Genomic DNA, 16,982 nt, shown 5'->3' with positions numbered 1-16,982 from the left:
GGAAGGCGTATTCTACGCATCCGGTGGAGATTGTCAACCCTCGATGTAAACTTTCTTCATCTCGGTAACGCCTCCTGCACGCTTCTCTTTACCGCCACCAGCTGAGTGTAACCTGCTGATTGATAAAGCGTACTTCCTTCTGCTGCTGCGAGAAAACCAGCCTAACTTTCGGCTCGTTGCCTGCAGCGGATGCGTACTTTACGACCTTGCTTGGCACAGTGCAAGCACTTTGTGAAAAATCGTTATCAAACCACTGGGAAGGGCCGTTCCATAGAAACGCAAACGCCCGCATATCGCGGGCGTTGGGTCGGTTTACTAAAAATCACCGTTACGACTTTTCCTCAGCGTGTCGCGCTGGCTTACGCACTTTCCTCATGATCGCCATAACTGGACCAGATGCAACATAGGCCCCGAAGAGCAGCAACAGCATGACAGAGGGCTCTATCGAAATGACCACAAAACCCAGAACAATAGCCAGCAACACGGTAAAAGGTACTGGCCCCTTAAGGTCCAGTTCTTTAAAACTGTAGTAGCGTATATTACTGACCATTAACAAACCTGCCGCCCCGACGACAAACAGCATCATTAGCTTGAAGCCAAACGCAGTGGCATCAAGGTTATGAAAAGTCCACACACAAGCGGCAACCACCGCAGCAGCGGACGGGCTCGGCAAACCAATGAACCACTTTTTGTCTACGCTGCCGATCTGCACGTTAAAACGCGCCAAACGAAGCGCTCCGCATGCAACATACATAAAAGCAACAACCCAGCCGATTTTGCCGACGTCCTGCAGTATCCAGGTAAACGCAACAATGCCGGGCGCCACCCCAAATGACAACATGTCTGACAAGCTGTCATATTCCGCCCCGAAAGCACTCTGTGTATTGGTCATTCTGGCTACGCGACCATCGAGACCATCCAATACCATAGCAACGAAAATTGCTATAGAAGCACTGGCGTAATCTCCATTGATGGCAGCAACAACGGCAAAGAAGCCCGAAAAAAGCGCCGAAGTAGTAAACAGGTTAGGCAGCAGATAAATGCCTCTGCGTCGCACTGGCTTACCATCCTCTATGGCATCCTCTACCACTTCGGACTCACGCAGAAAAGTGCTGGCGATATCTTCACCTTGCGGTTCGTCGCGCGTATCGCGACCACCCGGAGGCGCTTGATTCATATCTTGTGTCATCATTTAGATCCACATCTGTATTAACATAGCCCCATTCTACACACCTGCACAAAAATCATTCAGCACTCACCATCGTTGACGCCAAGTAAAAACCAAAAAAGGGCACGGTCAGACCGTGCCCTTTTTAACTCTGTGGTCAGCCTGGCCCTGTGTCACCAAGGCAGGCTCACTGCATCAGTTCTTAGTTTTATCAACCAGCTGATTCGCTGTAATCCACGGCATCATTCCGCGCAGCTGAGCACCAACCTGCTCAACTTGGTGTTCAGCATTCAGACGGCGGCGCGCAGTCATTGAGGGGTAGTTGGTATTGCCCTCGTTGATAAACATCTTGGCGTATTCACCTGTCTGGATACGCTTAAGCGCATTGCGCATGGCCTCACGAGACTGCTCATTGATGACTTCAGTACCCGTCACGTACTCGCCATACTCCGCGTTATTGGAGATAGAGTAATTCATGTTGGCAATGCCGCCTTCATACATCAGGTCGACGATTAGCTTAAGCTCGTGCAAGCACTCGAAATACGCCATTTCTGGCGCATAGCCTGCTTCCGTCAGCGTTTCAAAGCCCATTTTGACCAACTCAACCGCACCGCCACACAACACCGCCTGCTCACCGAACAGGTCCGTTTCGGTTTCGTCTTTGAACGTTGTTTCAATAATGCCGCTGCGACCGCCACCAATAGCTGCGGCATAGGACAGCGCCAGTTCTTTAGCTTTACCAGAAGCATCCTGATGAATAGCGATCAAGTCAGGAATACCACCGCCCTTGACGAATTCTGAGCGAACCGTATGGCCTGGTGCTTTAGGGGCAACCATGATCACGTCAAGATCAGCACGCGGTTCGACCTGGTTATAGTGAATATTGAAACCATGCGCGAAAGCCAGCGTTGCACCCTGAGCAAGGTTCGGCTCAACCTGCTGCTCATAAATCACTTTCTGGTTTTCGTCCGGCGCCAGAATCATTACCACGTCAGCGTTTTTGCATGCGTCTTCGACACTGGCAACCTTCAGGCCAGCAGCTTCAGCCTTAGCAGCAGAAGAAGAACCGTTACGCAAAGCAACCGTTACGTCGACACCAGACTCTTTAAGGTTGTTAGCGTGAGCATGGCCCTGAGAGCCATAGCCAACGATCGCCACTTTTTTACCTTGGATAAGTGCGAGGTCACAGTCTTTGTCGTAATAAACGTGCATCTGAAAACTCCTGAGCGATAAAGTAAAAGTTAAACGTAGCCATGGCTAGGAGCCTTGAGCTATTCCATGACTCTACGCTACCCACCGTGTTGCGTAAAACGCTATATTTGCAATATCAGATTTCAAATAACGGGATGATGCTACGTGGACTTCAGACCTCTCAAATATTTTTTGGTACTGGCCGACACGCTACATTTTGGCCGCGCCAGCGAAGCTTGTCATACCAGCCCTTCAACGTTGTCGCGGGTGATTCAACAATTGGAGGAAAGTGTCGGCATACCGCTATTTGAACGCGACAACCGCCAAGTGCTGCTGACTCGCCAAGGTCATGAGTTCCAGCGCTGGGCTCGCGATACACTGGAGCAGTGGGAACAGCTACGCCAGTCAATGATGAACGACGCCTGCACTCTGACCGGCGAAATCAGCATCTATTGCTCTGTCACTGCCAGCTACAGCTTTTTGTATGACCTGCTCAGCAGCTTCCGCCAGCATTATCCTGGCATTGAGCTGAAGCTGCATACCGGCGACCCCGCCCGCTCTGTAGCTCGCGTACTGGCCGGCAATGAAGACATGGCGATAACCTCGCGCCCTCGCCAGCTTCCTGACGGCCTAGCGTTTAAGTCACTAACCCGATCACCACTGGTATTTATTGCGCCTCATCAGCCTCACGCATGGATTCCTAGCGATCCCAGCACGCCACATGCTGACCAGTGGCGCAACGTGCCTATGGTGCTGTCAGAGTCAGGGCTGTCGCGCCAAGTCAGCGACACTTGGTTTCGCGCACTGGGCATCACGCCGCATATCTATGCTCAGGTTGCAGGCCATGAGGCCATTGTCAGCATGGTAGGCCTCGGCTTTGGCATAGGCGTAGTGCCACGCATTGTACTGGAAGCCAGCCCTCTCTCAGAGCGTGTACGCACTCTGCCGGTAAAACCCGAACTACCTCATTACGATGTTGGCCTAGCTGTACTCAAACGCCGCTTAAAAAGCCCCTTGATAGGCGCACTATGGGCAGAGGTTGAGGAGCGTAGCGGCTAAGCCACCACAGCCCGGCAACAAAAAGGCCGCCCCAAAGGACGGCCTTGATTTGCGACCAACAACACACATTGGCTAAAAACACTAGCTCAGAGAGATAAGATCTTGTCGCTGCGCGCAATGCCCGAAACACCGGTTCGCGCCACTTCAAGAATGCCCACTGGCCCAATCGCCTGCAAGAAAGCATCCAGCTTGGCAGCGTCTCCGGTGATCTGCACTGTATAGATGCTTGGCGTGATATCCACGATCTGTGCGCGGAAAATATCCGCAGTGCGCTTGATCTCATCACGCGCCGCACCCAGCGCCTTGACCTTAACCAGCATCAACTCACGCTCAATGTGGTCGCCCTCAGTGAGGTCCACCAGCTTAACCACATCAATCAGTTTGTTGAGCTGTTTGGTAATCTGCTCAATGACTCGATCATCACCAACAGTAGTCACCGTCAACCGCGAGAGTGACTCATCTTCCGTTGGCGCCACATTCAGCGATTCAATATTAAAGTTACGCTGCGAAAACAGCCCCACCACGCGAGACAGAGCGCCCGGTTCGTTTTCCATAAGAATAGAAATGATATGGCGCATCAGGTTCTCTCCGTCTTGGAAAGCAGCATGTCACGCATGGAGCCCAGTGGCACCTGCATCGGATAGACGTGCTCGTGCGGATCAACCGCGACATCGAGAAAGACCATCTCATGCTTGTCAGCAAACGTACGCTGCATCGCTTCTTCGAGCTCTTCCCGAGTAGTGACCCGAATAGACGTGAAGCCATAGGCCCCAATCAGCATGTTAAAGTCCGGCAACGACTCCATGTAGGAGTGCGCATGACGCGACTTGTAATTGAGGTCTTGCCACTGGCGCACCATACCCAGAGAGCCGTTGTTGAGGTTGATGATCTTGACGCCAATCCCATACTGTTTGCAGGTCGATAGCTCCTGCATCATCATCTGGAAGCTACCTTCGCCGGTGAAGCACACCACGTTATCGTCTGGGAAGCTTTTCTTGATGCCCATCGCCGCAGGAAAACCAAACCCCATAGTGCCCAGCCCACCAGATGTGATGAAACGGTTAGGCTTGTCAAACTTGTAGTACTGAGCAGCAAACATCTGGTGCTGGCCAACGTCAGTAGTGACAAATGCCTCGCCATTGGTAGCGCGACACACTGCCTCAACCACTTCCTGAGGCTTGAGTGCCTCACCCGGTGCTGAGGGCTCATACAACTTACCCTCACGCTCATGGCGCCAGCCATCAATGGTTTTCCACCACTCAACCAACTCGTTCGGGTTGGCAATTTCCTTCCCTTGCAGCAGGCTGATCATCTCATTGATAACACTTTTTGCTGGGCCAACAATGGGCACATCGGGCCGCACCGTTTTAGCCACCGAGCTTGGGTCGATATCAACGTGAACGATTTTAGCGGTAGGACAGAACTTCGAGGTGTTATTCGTGACCCGGTCATCAAAGCGAGCTCCGATAGCAATCACCAGATCCGCATGGTGCATGGCCATGTTTGACTCATAGGAGCCATGCATACCAAGCCACCCCAAGCACTGTTTGTCGCTCTGAGGATAGGCACCAATACCCATCAGGGTAGTGGTAATCGGAAAGCCAAGGCGCTGAACCAAGTCGGTCAACCCTTCACTGGCTCCACCCAGTATAACGCCACCGCCCGTATAGAAAACCGGACGACGCGCTTTCAGCATCAACTCAACGGCTTTCTTGATCTGTCCGGTGTGGCCACGACTAACCGGACTATAAGAGCGCATTTTCACTTTAGTCGGATAGACGTACTCGTAACGCTCGGTTGGCGTAGTCATATCCTTAGGAATATCAACCACGACAGGCCCAGGCCTTCCGCTTGAAGCGAGATAGAAGGCTTTTTTAAGCACCTCAGGTATTTCGCTAGGATGTCGCACTGAAAAGCTGTGCTTCACGATCGGGCGAGTCACGCCAATAATGTCAGTTTCCTGAAAGGCATCATCACCAATCAGGTGGCTCATTACCTGGCCGCACAGTACCACCATAGGAACAGAGTCCATGTAGGCAGTAGCGATACCGGTGACCGCGTTGGTTGCACCGGGGCCAGAAGTGACCATCACCACGCCGGGCTTGCCGGCGGCGCGTGCATAACCATCAGCCGCATGCGTCGCCGCTTGCTCGTGACGAACCAAGATATGTTTAACATCCTCTTGGCGAAACAGGGCGTCGTAAATATGCAACGCCGCGCCGCCGGGATACCCATAAATATATTCAATACCCTCATCCTTAAGGAATCGGGCAATCATGTCTGCGCCGGAAAGCAGTTCCACTGGTGTTTCTCCCCCCTGGAGGTCTCGAGTGCGATCCGTATTCCCGGTTGGAATACGAAGTCGAGTGCGGCAACATGCCGCTGCCGGTTACACCGGCACCTGATGCCAAACCCTGGCGTTGATAGACCCTGATAGGGCCTGCACTCTCATCACGGCAGATTACCGCGTCGGGGCGTTGGCCAGACTGGGCTGTTGGCCCACATCTGGAGTCCTACGGCAGGTAAAGGTAAGCCGCCTACCTATCGCGCAACATTAAGGGGGTCGCCCTCTCGCGTTGCACCCGTTAATCAGGATATGCATAGATTCCAATAGTGGCCGATAAGTGTCAACCATCAGCCTGCCCGCGAGGGTAACTGCAAAACAGCAACACCTCGCCTGACAGTGCTTTTAGCATCTCAGACGAGGTGTTGCTTAACGACCTACAACCGTTTTTTCAGGCGCTTACCACATCAGTGGTGAAAGACCAGCTTGTTGTCTTGAACATCAACGTGAATCACATCACCTGGGCTGAAGTGCCCTGCCAGAAGATCCTGGGCCAACGGGTTTTCAATGCTGTTCTGAATCGCCCGTTTGAGCGGCCTAGCACCATACACCGGATCAAATCCAGCCTCCGCCAACAGCGCCATAGCAGCTTGAGAAACATTAAGCTCCAGGTCGTGCTCGGCTAAACGCACCCTCAAGCGATCAAGCTGAATGCTGGCAATCGACTGTATTTGCTGCTGATCAAGTGCATGGAACACCACCACTTCATCGATACGGTTAATCAGTTCGGGCCGGAAGTGGCTACCCACAACCTCCATTACCATGGACTTCATCTGAGCGTAGTTCTCTTCATCACCCCCCATACTCTGAATGACATCAGAGCCCAGGTTAGAGGTCATGACGATGACTGTGTTACGGAAGTCCACCGTACGGCCCTGCCCATCGGTTAGTCGCCCATCCTCCAGCACCTGCAACAGAATATTGAACACGTCAGGGTGAGCTTTTTCCACCTCATCGAGCAGCAGTACAGAATACGGCTTACGACGCACGGCCTCTGTCAGATAGCCACCCTCTTCATAACCGACATAACCAGGAGGTGCGCCAATCAAACGCGCCACGGAGTGTTTCTCCATGAACTCAGACATATCAATGCGCACCATGGCTTCTTCGGTATCAAACAAGAAGCTAGCTAACGCCTTACACAGTTCGGTCTTACCGACCCCCGTCGGACCAAGGAACAGGAAGGAACCGTTAGGTCGATTAGGATCAGCCAAGCCAGCCCGTGAGCGCCGCACAGCGTTAGACACTGCACTAACTGCCTCTGTCTGACCAATAACCTGCTGATGCAGCGCGTCTTCCATGCGTAACAGCTTATCGCGCTCGCCCTCGAGCATCTTGGCGACGGGAATACCCGTCCAGCGCGACACCACTTCCGCGATTTCTTCCTCGGTCACATTAGAGCGCAGCAGCTGATGCGCAGACGTATCCGTTTCGTTTTCACTCGCCTCGGCAATATTGCGCTCAAGCTCAGGAATGACGCCATACTGCAACTCTGACATCCGCCCCAAGTCGCCCTGACGACGCGCCTGCTCAAGATCGATACGCGCCTTGTCAAGCTCATCTTTGAACTGAGCGGCCCCTTGAATACTGGCTTTTTCGGCTTTCCATATTTCTTCCAAATCAGCGTACTCACGCTCCAGCTCGCCAATTTGCTCTTCCAGCTGCTCCAAACGCTTTTTGGAGGCGTCATCGGTCTCTTTCTTTAGGTGCTCGCGTTCCATTTTAAGCTGGATCAGCCGACGATCAAGACGGTCCATCTCTTCAGGTTTAGAGTCCAGCTCCATGCGAATACGTGACGACGCCTCATCGATCAGGTCGATAGCCTTGTCAGGCAGCTGGCGGTCCGTAATATAGCGCGTCGACAGCTTGGCAGCAGCAATAATTGCACCATCGGTAATATCAACCCCATGGTGAACCTCGTAGCGCTCTTTAAGGCCGCGCAAAATCGCTACGGTATCTTCCTCAGATGGCTCGTCCACCAGCACGCGCTGGAAGCGACGCTCCAATGCCGCATCTTTCTCGATGTACTGGCGATATTCGTCCAGCGTGGTGGCGCCCACACAATGCAACTCACCGCGAGCCAACGCAGGCTTGAGCATGTTGCCTGCGTCCATAGCACCATCTGCCTTGCCCGCACCAACCATGGTATGCAGCTCATCAATAAACAGGATGACCCGCCCTTCTTCTTGAGCCAGCTCTTTTAGCACTGACTTAAGCCGCTCTTCAAACTCACCGCGGAATTTGGCACCTGCCAGCAGCGACCCCATATCCAACGACAAAACACGCTTGTTCTTGAGGCCTTCCGGCACTTCACCATCAACAATACGCTGCGCCAGCCCCTCGGCAATGGCCGTTTTTCCGACACCAGGCTCACCAATCAACACAGGGTTGTTCTTGGTACGACGCTGCAGCACCTGAATTGTGCGGCGAATTTCATCGTCACGGCCAATAACGGGGTCCAGCTTGCCTTCGGCTGCACGCTCCGTGAGGTCTAACGTGTATTTTTTCAGCGCTTCACGACTTTCTTCAGCATTAGGGTCATCAACCCGCTCACCACCACGCACACTATCAATAGCGGCTTCCAGCGACTTGCGCGACACGCCAGACTGCTCCAGCAATGTTGACACAGTACTACGCATTTCTAGCGCAGCCAGCAGCACCAACTCGCTAGCAATATATTGATCACCGCGCTTTTGAGCTTCGCGATCGGTAAGGTTAAACAGCTTGACCAGGTCGCGCGAAGGCTGCACTTCACCGTCGAATTGAGACACTCGGGGCAGCTCATCCACCTGCGCAGTAAGTCGCTCACTCAGGCGCGCAGCATCGCCACCGGCCCGCTGTATCAGCGCCTTGGCACCCGTATCATTGGCATTCAACAGCGCCAGCAACAAATGCACCGGCTCTAGCTGATTATGTCCCTGGCCCACAGCCAGTGATTGAGCATCGGCTAAGGCAGCCTGTAACTTGGCAGTAAACTTATCAAAACGCATAAACACATCCTCCATCGGGGTGACGGCGCATCCAGACACGCCGCTGGCCCTGTCATTATCTATTGACACAATGAATGGAGTCTGAAAGACATGTTTTCAAGGTGTGAAACAATGAAAACGACAAATCTTTCCGCCTAGCGCAACCAAATCATACTGGCCATGCGCCCAGTCGCCCCGCCATCGCGACGATAGGAATAGAATCGTGACTCGCTGGCGGTACAGAAATGTCCGCCGCTGATATGTGATACGCCCAGTCGCTCCAAGCGCACACGCGCCAACCGATAAAGATCCGCCATGTAATGCCCTAGCCGATAGGGGCTTGGGTCGAATGCCTCGGCTGCTTCTTGGTGAACCGTAACAAACGCCTGGTAAACCTCAGGCCCCACCTCAAACTGCGCTTTGGATATCGCCGGCCCCAACCACACGAGTAGCGACTCTGCTGGCACATTCATGGCCGCCACCGCCGCTTCCAGCACACCACCAGCTAAGCCTCGCCAGCCAGCGTGGGCAACGCCAACCCGCGTACCTTGCCGATCACAGAAAAATACCGGCAGACAATCGGCTGTCATCACGACACAGGCATAGCTGCCATCAGCAGCAACAGCAGCATCAGCCTCGGGCACACCGACCTGTACCTGCTGTTGCACCCGCGCACCATGCACTTGGTCAAGCCACAACAATGGCCGCTCGTCACCAATCTCTTTACTCAGCAAGCGCCGACACAGCGCGACATGATCGGCGTTGTCCCCCACATGCAGGGCAGAATTAAATGCCGCATAACCCTGCTGGCTTGGCCCTGTTTCTCGCGTTGTCACTAACGCCTGCACATTGGCAGGTGCCTGCCAGTCGGGACGAATTAGCGTAGGCCGGAGATCAGGCGTATCGCTCATCGCATTGTCTCCGCGTCATCACGCAAGAAGTCCAGCAGCATCAGCATTTCATCCGGCAACGGTGAGCGGACTTTAACGGCCTCACCACTAGCTGGGTGAGTAAATGCCAACTGACGTGCATGTAGCGCCTGGCGGGGAAACTCACGCAACACCTCTTTGAGCGGCTCCCCCGCCCCACGAGGCAACTTAGGACGCCCCCCGTAAGTCGCATCGCCAATTAATGGGTAATTCAAGTGCGACATATGCACACGAATCTGGTGGGTACGCCCAGTTTCCAAACGACAACGCACATGCGTATGTGCACGAAAACGCTCCACCACCCGATAATGCGTCACCGCCGACTTGCCGGACGCATTAACTGCCTGGCGCTTTCGGTCACGAGGGTGGCGGCCAATCGGCGCATCCACCGTGCCACCTGACGTCATCACACCAGCCACAACAGCGTCATAAATACGCGACACGCTATGTGCCTGAAGCTGCTCAACCAATGATGTCTGCGCAGTAAGCGTCTTGGCTACCACCATCAAGCCGCTGGTATCTTTATCAAGACGGTGCACGATACCGGCGCGCGGTACCATGGCCAGCGACGGGCAATAATGCAGCAAACCATTAAGCAGCGTGCCATCTGGATTTCCAGCGCCGGGATGTACCACCAATCCTGGCGGTTTATCGATGACCAACACGTCATCGTCCTCGTAGACGACCGATAGCGCGATGTCTTCCGGCTCAAAACGGGTGTCATCTGTCAGCGTAACGCTAAGCGCGAGTATTTCACCGCCATACACCTTATCTTTAGGCTTGGCAGCGCGGCCATCAAGAGTCAAGGCAGCGTCCTTGATCCAAGCCTTGAGACGTTCTCGGGAGTAATCGGTAAATAGCTCTGCAGCAGCCTGATCAAGGCGCCAGCCGGCCATGTGTTCGGGTATGCTTTGCTGAGCTTCAACGGTCTGGGTCATGGGGCGACAGGTCATCCGTCTGGAGAAATCTGGAGAGGAGGACAATCAACACAAAGCACCTTATGCCCGAAAAGGCATGACAGGATGACTGCGTTTTTCCTCGAGGTGTTTTATAGTGTGTGAGTTCTGGCCGATTCTATCACGGCCACCCAGGGTTGTTTGAAACGAGGATTATAATGCGCGTAAACACAACCGGAACACGTCTGGCCACCATGCTCATGGCAACAACCCTGCTGGCCGGCTGCTCCCTCCTGACAAGCTCAGATAAAGACGAAGAAAGTGCGCCAGATATTCAAGAGCAGCAGCTCTATGAACAGGGGCGTACCGCTTTGGAAGACGGCAGCTATATCACCGCGCTAAACCGCCTGGAAGCTATCGACACGCGCTTCCCATTTGGTGAAACGGCTCAGCAGGCACAGCTGGAGCTGATCTACGTCTATTTCAAAAACGGTGACTGGGAGGATGCGCGTGCCGCTGCTAGCCGCTTCATTCGCTTGCACCCAGACCACCCTCAGGTTGATTACGCCTACTATCTGCGTGGGCTGGCTGCTTGGCAAGCAGGCCGTTTCAGCCTTGAGCGTTTACGCGTTATTGATATCGCCAAACGCGACCCAGGTGCCACTCGCGATGCCTATGGCGATTTCAGCGAATTGATCCAACGCTTCCCCAACAGCCAGTACTCGCCAGATGCTCGGCAGCGCATCATTTACCTGCGCAACTTGCTGGCACAGCATGAGTTGGAAGTTGCTGACTTCTACCTGCGCAAAGGGGCTTACCTCGCTGCCGTCAACCGCGGCCAGTGGGTCATCGAAAATTACCCGCAAGCCGATAGCACCCGTGACGCCTTAGCAGTAATGGTTGAGGGTTATATGGGGTTAGGCATGGATGAGCGCGCTCGTGAAACACTCGCCGTGCTGATTCAAAACGACCCCGGAAATGATCAACTAAAAGGGCGTACTTTCAATCCGCGCCATGTCAAAGGCAAGCTCCGCGGCTAACGCGTTAAGCACTATTTGCTGCGAATAAAAAAGCGCCGCTCCTATTAGGAAGCGGCGCTTTTTTGTGTGATGAGCGATTACGTGTTCTGGTTTATTGCCACCACAGATAACGCGCAACAGCATTTATTCACCGGGCTGCCAGCCATTGACGATGGGGTAACGGCGATCACGCCCGAACCCTCTCTGCGTCACCCGTACCCCCACGGCAGCCTGACGACGCTTGTATTCGCTGCGATCCACCAGCGTTACAACGCGATAAACATCTTCTCGCGCAAAACCTGCCTCAATAATTGCCTCGGCACTCATATCGCCTTCGATATAGCGCACAAGAATGGCATCCAGCACATCATACTCAGGCAGTGAGTCTGAATCTTGTTGACCGGGGGCAAGCTCCGCACTGGGTGGCCTGTCGATCACCCGCTGCGGAATGGCTGGCGACTGTTCATTACGCCAGCTCGCCAGCCGATACACCCAGGTTTTGTAAACATCTTTGATGGCGTTATAGCCGCCGACCATGTCGCCATAAAGCGTGGAGTAACCAACGGCGATTTCACTCTTATTACCCGTGGTCAACACCATCAGGCCTTTCTTATTGGAAATGGCCATCAACAATACCCCACGGCAACGCGACTGCAGATTTTCTTCTGTGGTATCGCGCTCGCTGCCAGCAAAGCTTTCGGCCAGCGTTTCAGTGAACGCCTCAACCATCGGTTCAATAGGCATCACGTCATAACTCACGCCCAGCAGGGCTGCCTGCTCAGCAGCATCTTCTTTGGATATATCCGCCGTGTACTGATAAGGCATCATTACTGCATGAACGCGATCTGGCCCCAGCGCGTCTACCGCAATCGCCAACGATAAGGCTGAATCAATACCGCCGGAAAGGCCGAGCACAACACCGTCAAAACGGTTTTTATTAACGTAATCTTGCAACCCCACTACTAACGCACAGTAAAGGTTTTCCTCAGCGCTGACACGAGGCTCAATCTCGCCAGCCTGAGGCTCCCAACGCCCCTCTTGCTCGATAAACTGCACCGGCATCAAACCCACGCACCAATGAGGTGCCTGAACTTTCAACTGGCCATCAGCATCCACACAGGTTGAGCCGCCATCAAATACCAGCTCATCCTGGCCGCCAACCATATTCACGTACACCAGCGGCAAATTAACTTCATGAGCACACTGCTGCAGCCGAGCTAACCGCTCCTCGGGCTTGTTCTGGTGAAAAGGTGAGGCATTGAGGCTAACCAGAATATCTGCTCCCGCATCACGCGCCCGCACGATCGGCTCTTGTGACCACAAATCTTCACAAATCAAGATACCCAGCCGCGCACCTTTATGCTCAATAACCAGCGGCTCCGTTCCGGCAGAAAAATAACGCCGCTCGTCAAACACTTCGTAATTGGGCAACGCTTGCTTGGCATACTCTCCTAACCATTCGCCGTTATACAGCACTCCAGCCAGGTTCCATGACTGCCCTTCTCGCCGACCTGGATAACCGACAATCACCATAACATCACGAGCAATTTTCGCCGCCATGCGAGCGCGAGCTTGGCGAAGCCGTGTTTCCATGGAGGGGCGTAACAACAAATCTTCCGGCGGATAGCCGGTCAGCACCATCTCAGGAAGCACCACAACATCAGCACCATGCTCAATGCGCGCTTCACGTACCGTTTCAATCACTCGCTCGGTATTGCCGAGAATATCACCAACCAGCGAGTCCATTTGAGCCATTACCAGCGTCAGGTCTTGCATGAGCTTTGAAATCTCTCGAGAATCTGTGATGTGCCCATTGTCCCGCAAGGGCGGCCTAGTAGCAAAGAGGCACCCTAATCTTTCGGAGTTGCTGAGGATGAACCTGTTGCTGATTCGCTTGTTGATATTTGCCGTGCTGTTCTTTGCCGGCCTCAAACTGTATCGCATTTACTTGGAATGGCAGCAATCGCGCGCGCCTAAACCACATGAAAACCAGCAGGGCGCCTCCATGGTGCGCTGCCAATGGTGCAACGTACACTGCCCAGAAGACGATGCACTGCGCGAGCAAGGCGAATGGTTCTGCACGCCAGAACACCGAGACCTCTACGCTGAGGAGCGCAACCGCTAAGCGCTACCAACAGCCCACTACGCCGCCTGTTCCGGTAACATTTTTTTGGCCGGTATGGGTGAGCGTAAAGCTGGCACACACGGTGTCCGCGACTTGACTACCCTGCGGCTTCGCACTCAGTGTATAGGCCACATCTGTCGGCCGGCTCAACGCCACTTGGTAAAACACCGCGTCTTCACCACTCCAGCCCAAGCCGTCACCACTGGCCAGCGAGCCACTCAGTGATGGCGCATAATAGCCATGAATCACCATAAAGCGCTCCTGAGCTTGCGCCAAGTTCATCAGAGTTGTCACCGCCTCGCTGCGCCGCCCGCGCTCCAAATACGTCTGATAACTGGGGACGGCCACACTGACCGCCACTATCATCAAGACCACGACAATCATCAGCTCAATCAACGTAAAACCTTGCTGGCCCGTGGCTCTCATAGCCCATACCTCGCGTCCTTGGATATAGGTCAAGTTCTGCCTGTTCAGGCGAATCAGGCTCTTCAGCCCCCTGCATCAGCGAAGCTGATACCAGCCGACTCGCCCCACTTGACTAGGCGTATCAAACTGCACACGCCAACCGACTTGGGCGCTGTCCTCTGTATCGCCAAGCATCAATTTATCGTTCTCAATACGTGCTGGATCACCCCCCTCCGCAATACGCACAGACAATACAGTGGTATCAGCCACCTGATCTTCGCCGTCCAACACGCCATCTTGGTTATAGTCGAGCACTGGGGCGCCTCCACTGTTATTGATAACCAACCGTTGCGGCACCAACCCATCAGCAAGACTGAGCACATTCACCCAGCTGGCAACTGCGTCATCGCAAGGTTCGGGGAGTGTCGGCACTAGGCTGGTGAAAATTATCAAATCACCCACAACCAGCGGGCGATGCAACACCCGCTCACCCAACTCAGGCAGTGAAATATACCAGCCGTACTGACGCATACCGTGATATCCACGATAGTCGACGGCATCACCGTGATTCACGCTACGCGCTTCGCCATAACCACCGCTAGGCCCATCCCCCAACGCAATATAAGTCCGCTCGGCCAGGTCGCTATGAAAATGCGCTGGCATTGAAGCATCGCTTTCCTGCCCCGTGTGCAGCACGCTATAAAACGCCTGTGGCGAGGTATTCACTGCATCATCGGTCGTGCGCAGCAACCCCGTTCCCCAATAAACATTGATGTTGGGGTTCTCCACACGACTCGATAAATGTATGTTTCTGGCCAAGGCAACACGACGCGTAATTGGCTGGCGGTGAGCCCGGCCACACTGTTCACCAGGCAGCAGAGGCTCGCCACATGACGTGAACAGCCGCGTGGCAGTGATACCTGATATTCCACCTTCACCAGTTAAGTCAAAGGCCCAAACATTACCGTGTAAATCACCCGCATACGCCCAATCAGTCATGCCATCGCCATTAACATCAGCAAGCTCTACTTCCGCCAGTGCATTACAGTCGCTAGCGACATCATCACACTGGCCACCTAAGTTATGGCCAACACCAGTATCAATTTCCACGGTCTCGGCAGGTGCTTGCAGGCTCTCCAGAAACAGATGGGCTCGACCACTTCCATCCTGGAAGCCCTGCCCCGTGCCGAAAATGGCATAACGCTTACCATTTGCTAGCGTCACAATACGCGCTGGACTAAACCTCTCCTCGGTACCTGCACAGTGCGGTGACTCTGACGCCTCGGGCATAGCCTTTGCCGCGCTAACGAAAACGATAAAACATAACATGACGTAACGACGACTCATGACACCTCCAGATGGATATCACTCTGGACTATTGCCACCGCCCCGCGGCTCTCAACCTGCACCGTAAGGCGAAAAGCATGCAGGCGACGATCAAGGCGGGCATTGACGTCATTTAATGGCGCTGGGCCCACCCGTCCCAGATAATGAATAACAAAACGCCCCTCAGCACCCGACGCCCCGGCAGAGCTATCCCAACTCGTCTGATTCCGTGGTTCAAAATCACTCGCACGACCACCGCTCAGGTCATGCAAGCCAGCAATATGGCCATCACGAAAGCTCGCCAACGTCCAACTGCCATCTTTCATGTGGTTTTCTAGTTGTCGTTCAAAACGAATCAGCAATGTTTCAGCGCGATAGGATGCACGTGCATAGTGCTGACTATTCGAGCTCATGCGGGCCTGTAGCTGTGCTTCCTGCGCGCCACCTACCGCAACCATTCCTACCAAGACCAAAATGACCAGCACCACCAACAGCGCCATGCCGTTTTCTTTTTTGGGGGTACAGCACACAGACGTACTCGCAATTGGCAACGTCATACTTGCCCTCCTTGGGCAATTACAGGTTGCGGGGAGAAAAGGCGAATTGAAATTCACGCCTCAGACGCCCCTCGTTGCTACCCCCAGGCACTACTCCCGGTTGCGAATACAAACTAAAGCTCAGCTCAACCCTAACGACCTCGGGCCAACTTGCTACCGACAAGCTGGCTGGGGCCTGATTGAGCGTATCGGGCTGACCATCACCATCGGTATCTAGACTGACCGTCACGACATAGTCCTCAACCCCAGACACCAGCTCCACATATTTCATGCCTGAAGGCGCGTCGAGGTTTACTAAAAAAAGTGCCGGACGCCCTGCCCCTCCGGCTTGATCGCGTAACCTGAGCTCCCAACGCCTGAGCGGATAAATGTAACTACTGGCCATAGCGCCAGAATTACCGCCGTAAATACGCGATAACGCCTCACCCGCCACCAGGTGCAGGTTTCTATCGGAGACATCTTCTGGGGCAATGCTGGCCAGCCGAAATACATCAGCGCTATCGCAGTTGGTCACCAGCGCCACTTTGGTAACGTTCAACGCACTCACAACATCGGACACGTGGCCGCTATCTGTAAAGCCACCAATCACCAGCGCATCCTTTGAGGGGTTCATCGTCTCGGCCAACGTTACCTCGGCACCGAGCTTATCCGGCACGACAAAGCGCAACGCCCAATACGAGTGGCCTCGGTAGTTCGCTGCCCCACCACCAAATGGCGCCGTCATATCGAAAACACTACCGTGCAACTCACCGGCCACCGTTACTCGGCCACTCGCGCCACAGCCACGGTAGCCGGCATTTCGCAGCAAAGGACCAAGCCGATATATCACGTGGCGGACAGATTCCTGAAAATAAGAAGACGCCTGCTGGGCGCTTTGCCCATGCCGCACATGGAAAAACAACTGAATGGCCAGCCCGGCTACTAACAAACCCAGCAGCAGTGAAATCATCAACTCGACAAGCGTGGTGCCTTGCTGGTTTTTTTTCATGGCTGA

The 16,982-nt window shown here is 54.0% G+C and carries 15 protein-coding genes; 3 read left to right on the top strand and 12 right to left on the bottom strand.

Annotation, left to right across the window (positions count from 1 at the left end):
• Positions 1–328: 328 nt before the first annotated feature.
• A complete protein-coding gene (gene pssA / locus H616_RS0103895; RefSeq protein ID WP_027966182.1) occupies positions 329–1,189 on the bottom strand; it encodes a CDP-diacylglycerol--serine O-phosphatidyltransferase in 861 nt (286 codons plus the stop codon).
• A 174-nt stretch (positions 1,190–1,363) separates the two neighbouring features.
• Positions 1,364–2,380, bottom strand: a complete 1,017-nt coding sequence (ilvC, locus tag H616_RS0103890; RefSeq protein WP_027966181.1) for a ketol-acid reductoisomerase — start codon at positions 2,378–2,380, stop codon at positions 1,364–1,366.
• 144 nt (positions 2,381–2,524) lie between these two features.
• Here ilvC and ilvY point away from each other — a divergent pair, with 144 nt between their 5' ends.
• Complete coding sequence (ilvY, locus tag H616_RS0103885) at positions 2,525–3,418, top strand: HTH-type transcriptional activator IlvY (RefSeq protein ID WP_027966180.1); 894 nt, start codon at positions 2,525–2,527, stop codon at positions 3,416–3,418.
• Between the two features lie 86 nt (positions 3,419–3,504).
• Here ilvY and ilvN read toward each other — a convergent pair whose 3' ends face one another.
• From ilvN to rluD, 5 genes are all read right to left on the bottom strand, one after another.
• Positions 3,505–3,996: an acetolactate synthase small subunit gene (gene ilvN / locus H616_RS0103880; RefSeq protein ID WP_027966179.1), complete on the bottom strand. Its 492-nt coding sequence runs from the start codon at positions 3,994–3,996 to the stop codon at positions 3,505–3,507.
• Entirely contained in the window at positions 3,996–5,720 is a 1,725-nt protein-coding gene (locus H616_RS0103875; protein ID WP_027966178.1) for an acetolactate synthase 3 large subunit, read from the bottom strand. The genes ilvN and H616_RS0103875 overlap by 1 nt, the downstream gene beginning before the upstream one ends.
• A gap of 449 nt (positions 5,721–6,169) precedes the next feature.
• Complete coding sequence (gene clpB, locus H616_RS0103870) at positions 6,170–8,752, bottom strand: ATP-dependent chaperone ClpB (protein WP_027966177.1); 2,583 nt, start codon at positions 8,750–8,752, stop codon at positions 6,170–6,172.
• A 134-nt stretch (positions 8,753–8,886) separates the two neighbouring features.
• A complete protein-coding gene (gene pgeF / locus H616_RS0103865) occupies positions 8,887–9,642 on the bottom strand; it encodes a peptidoglycan editing factor PgeF (protein ID WP_027966176.1) in 756 nt (251 codons plus the stop codon).
• Positions 9,639–10,598, bottom strand: coding sequence for a 23S rRNA pseudouridine(1911/1915/1917) synthase RluD (rluD, locus tag H616_RS0103860; RefSeq protein WP_027966175.1), 960 nt, complete (start codon positions 10,596–10,598; stop codon positions 9,639–9,641). The genes pgeF and rluD overlap by 4 nt, the downstream gene beginning before the upstream one ends.
• A gap of 176 nt (positions 10,599–10,774) precedes the next feature.
• Here rluD and H616_RS0103855 point away from each other — a divergent pair, with 176 nt between their 5' ends.
• Positions 10,775–11,596, top strand: a complete 822-nt coding sequence (locus H616_RS0103855; RefSeq protein ID WP_027966174.1) for an outer membrane protein assembly factor BamD — start codon at positions 10,775–10,777, stop codon at positions 11,594–11,596.
• 123 nt (positions 11,597–11,719) lie between these two features.
• Here the strand turns inward: H616_RS0103855 and H616_RS0103850 are convergent, their stop codons facing one another.
• Positions 11,720–13,351: an NAD+ synthase gene (locus H616_RS0103850; protein WP_027966173.1), complete on the bottom strand. Its 1,632-nt coding sequence runs from the start codon at positions 13,349–13,351 to the stop codon at positions 11,720–11,722.
• Positions 13,352–13,448: 97 nt separating this feature from the next.
• Here H616_RS0103850 and H616_RS0103845 point away from each other — a divergent pair, with 97 nt between their 5' ends.
• On the top strand, positions 13,449–13,700 hold the full coding sequence (locus H616_RS0103845; protein WP_027966172.1) for a PP0621 family protein: 252 nt from the start codon (positions 13,449–13,451) through the stop codon (positions 13,698–13,700).
• Positions 13,701–13,703: 3 nt separating this feature from the next.
• On the opposite strand, the gene H616_RS0103840 is transcribed toward H616_RS0103845, so the two are convergent.
• The 4 genes from H616_RS0103840 to H616_RS0103825 all read right to left on the bottom strand — a co-directional run bounded on the left by H616_RS0103840 (position 13,704) and on the right by H616_RS0103825 (position 16,976).
• Positions 13,704–14,126, bottom strand: coding sequence for a type IV pilin protein (locus tag H616_RS0103840; protein ID WP_027966171.1), 423 nt, complete (start codon positions 14,124–14,126; stop codon positions 13,704–13,706).
• Between the two features lie 75 nt (positions 14,127–14,201).
• The gene (locus H616_RS0103835) at positions 14,202–15,452 is read right to left on the bottom strand and encodes a PilC/PilY family type IV pilus protein (protein WP_027966170.1); all 1,251 of its coding nucleotides are present in this window, start codon (positions 15,450–15,452) and stop codon (positions 14,202–14,204) included.
• Complete coding sequence (locus tag H616_RS0103830; RefSeq protein ID WP_027966169.1) at positions 15,449–15,988, bottom strand: hypothetical protein; 540 nt, start codon at positions 15,986–15,988, stop codon at positions 15,449–15,451. Before H616_RS0103830 ends, H616_RS0103835 begins: the two co-directional genes overlap by 4 nt.
• Positions 15,989–16,007: 19 nt before the next feature.
• Entirely contained in the window at positions 16,008–16,976 is a 969-nt protein-coding gene (locus H616_RS0103825; RefSeq protein ID WP_027966168.1) for a prepilin-type N-terminal cleavage/methylation domain-containing protein, read from the bottom strand.
• Positions 16,977–16,982 lie beyond the last annotated feature (6 nt).

Origin of the sequence: Halomonas halocynthiae DSM 14573 (assembly GCF_000425725.1) — a bacterium.
Lineage (GTDB): Bacteria > Pseudomonadota > Gammaproteobacteria > Pseudomonadales > Halomonadaceae > Halomonas > Halomonas halocynthiae.
This window is presented reverse-complemented; position numbering and strand designations above follow the sequence as displayed.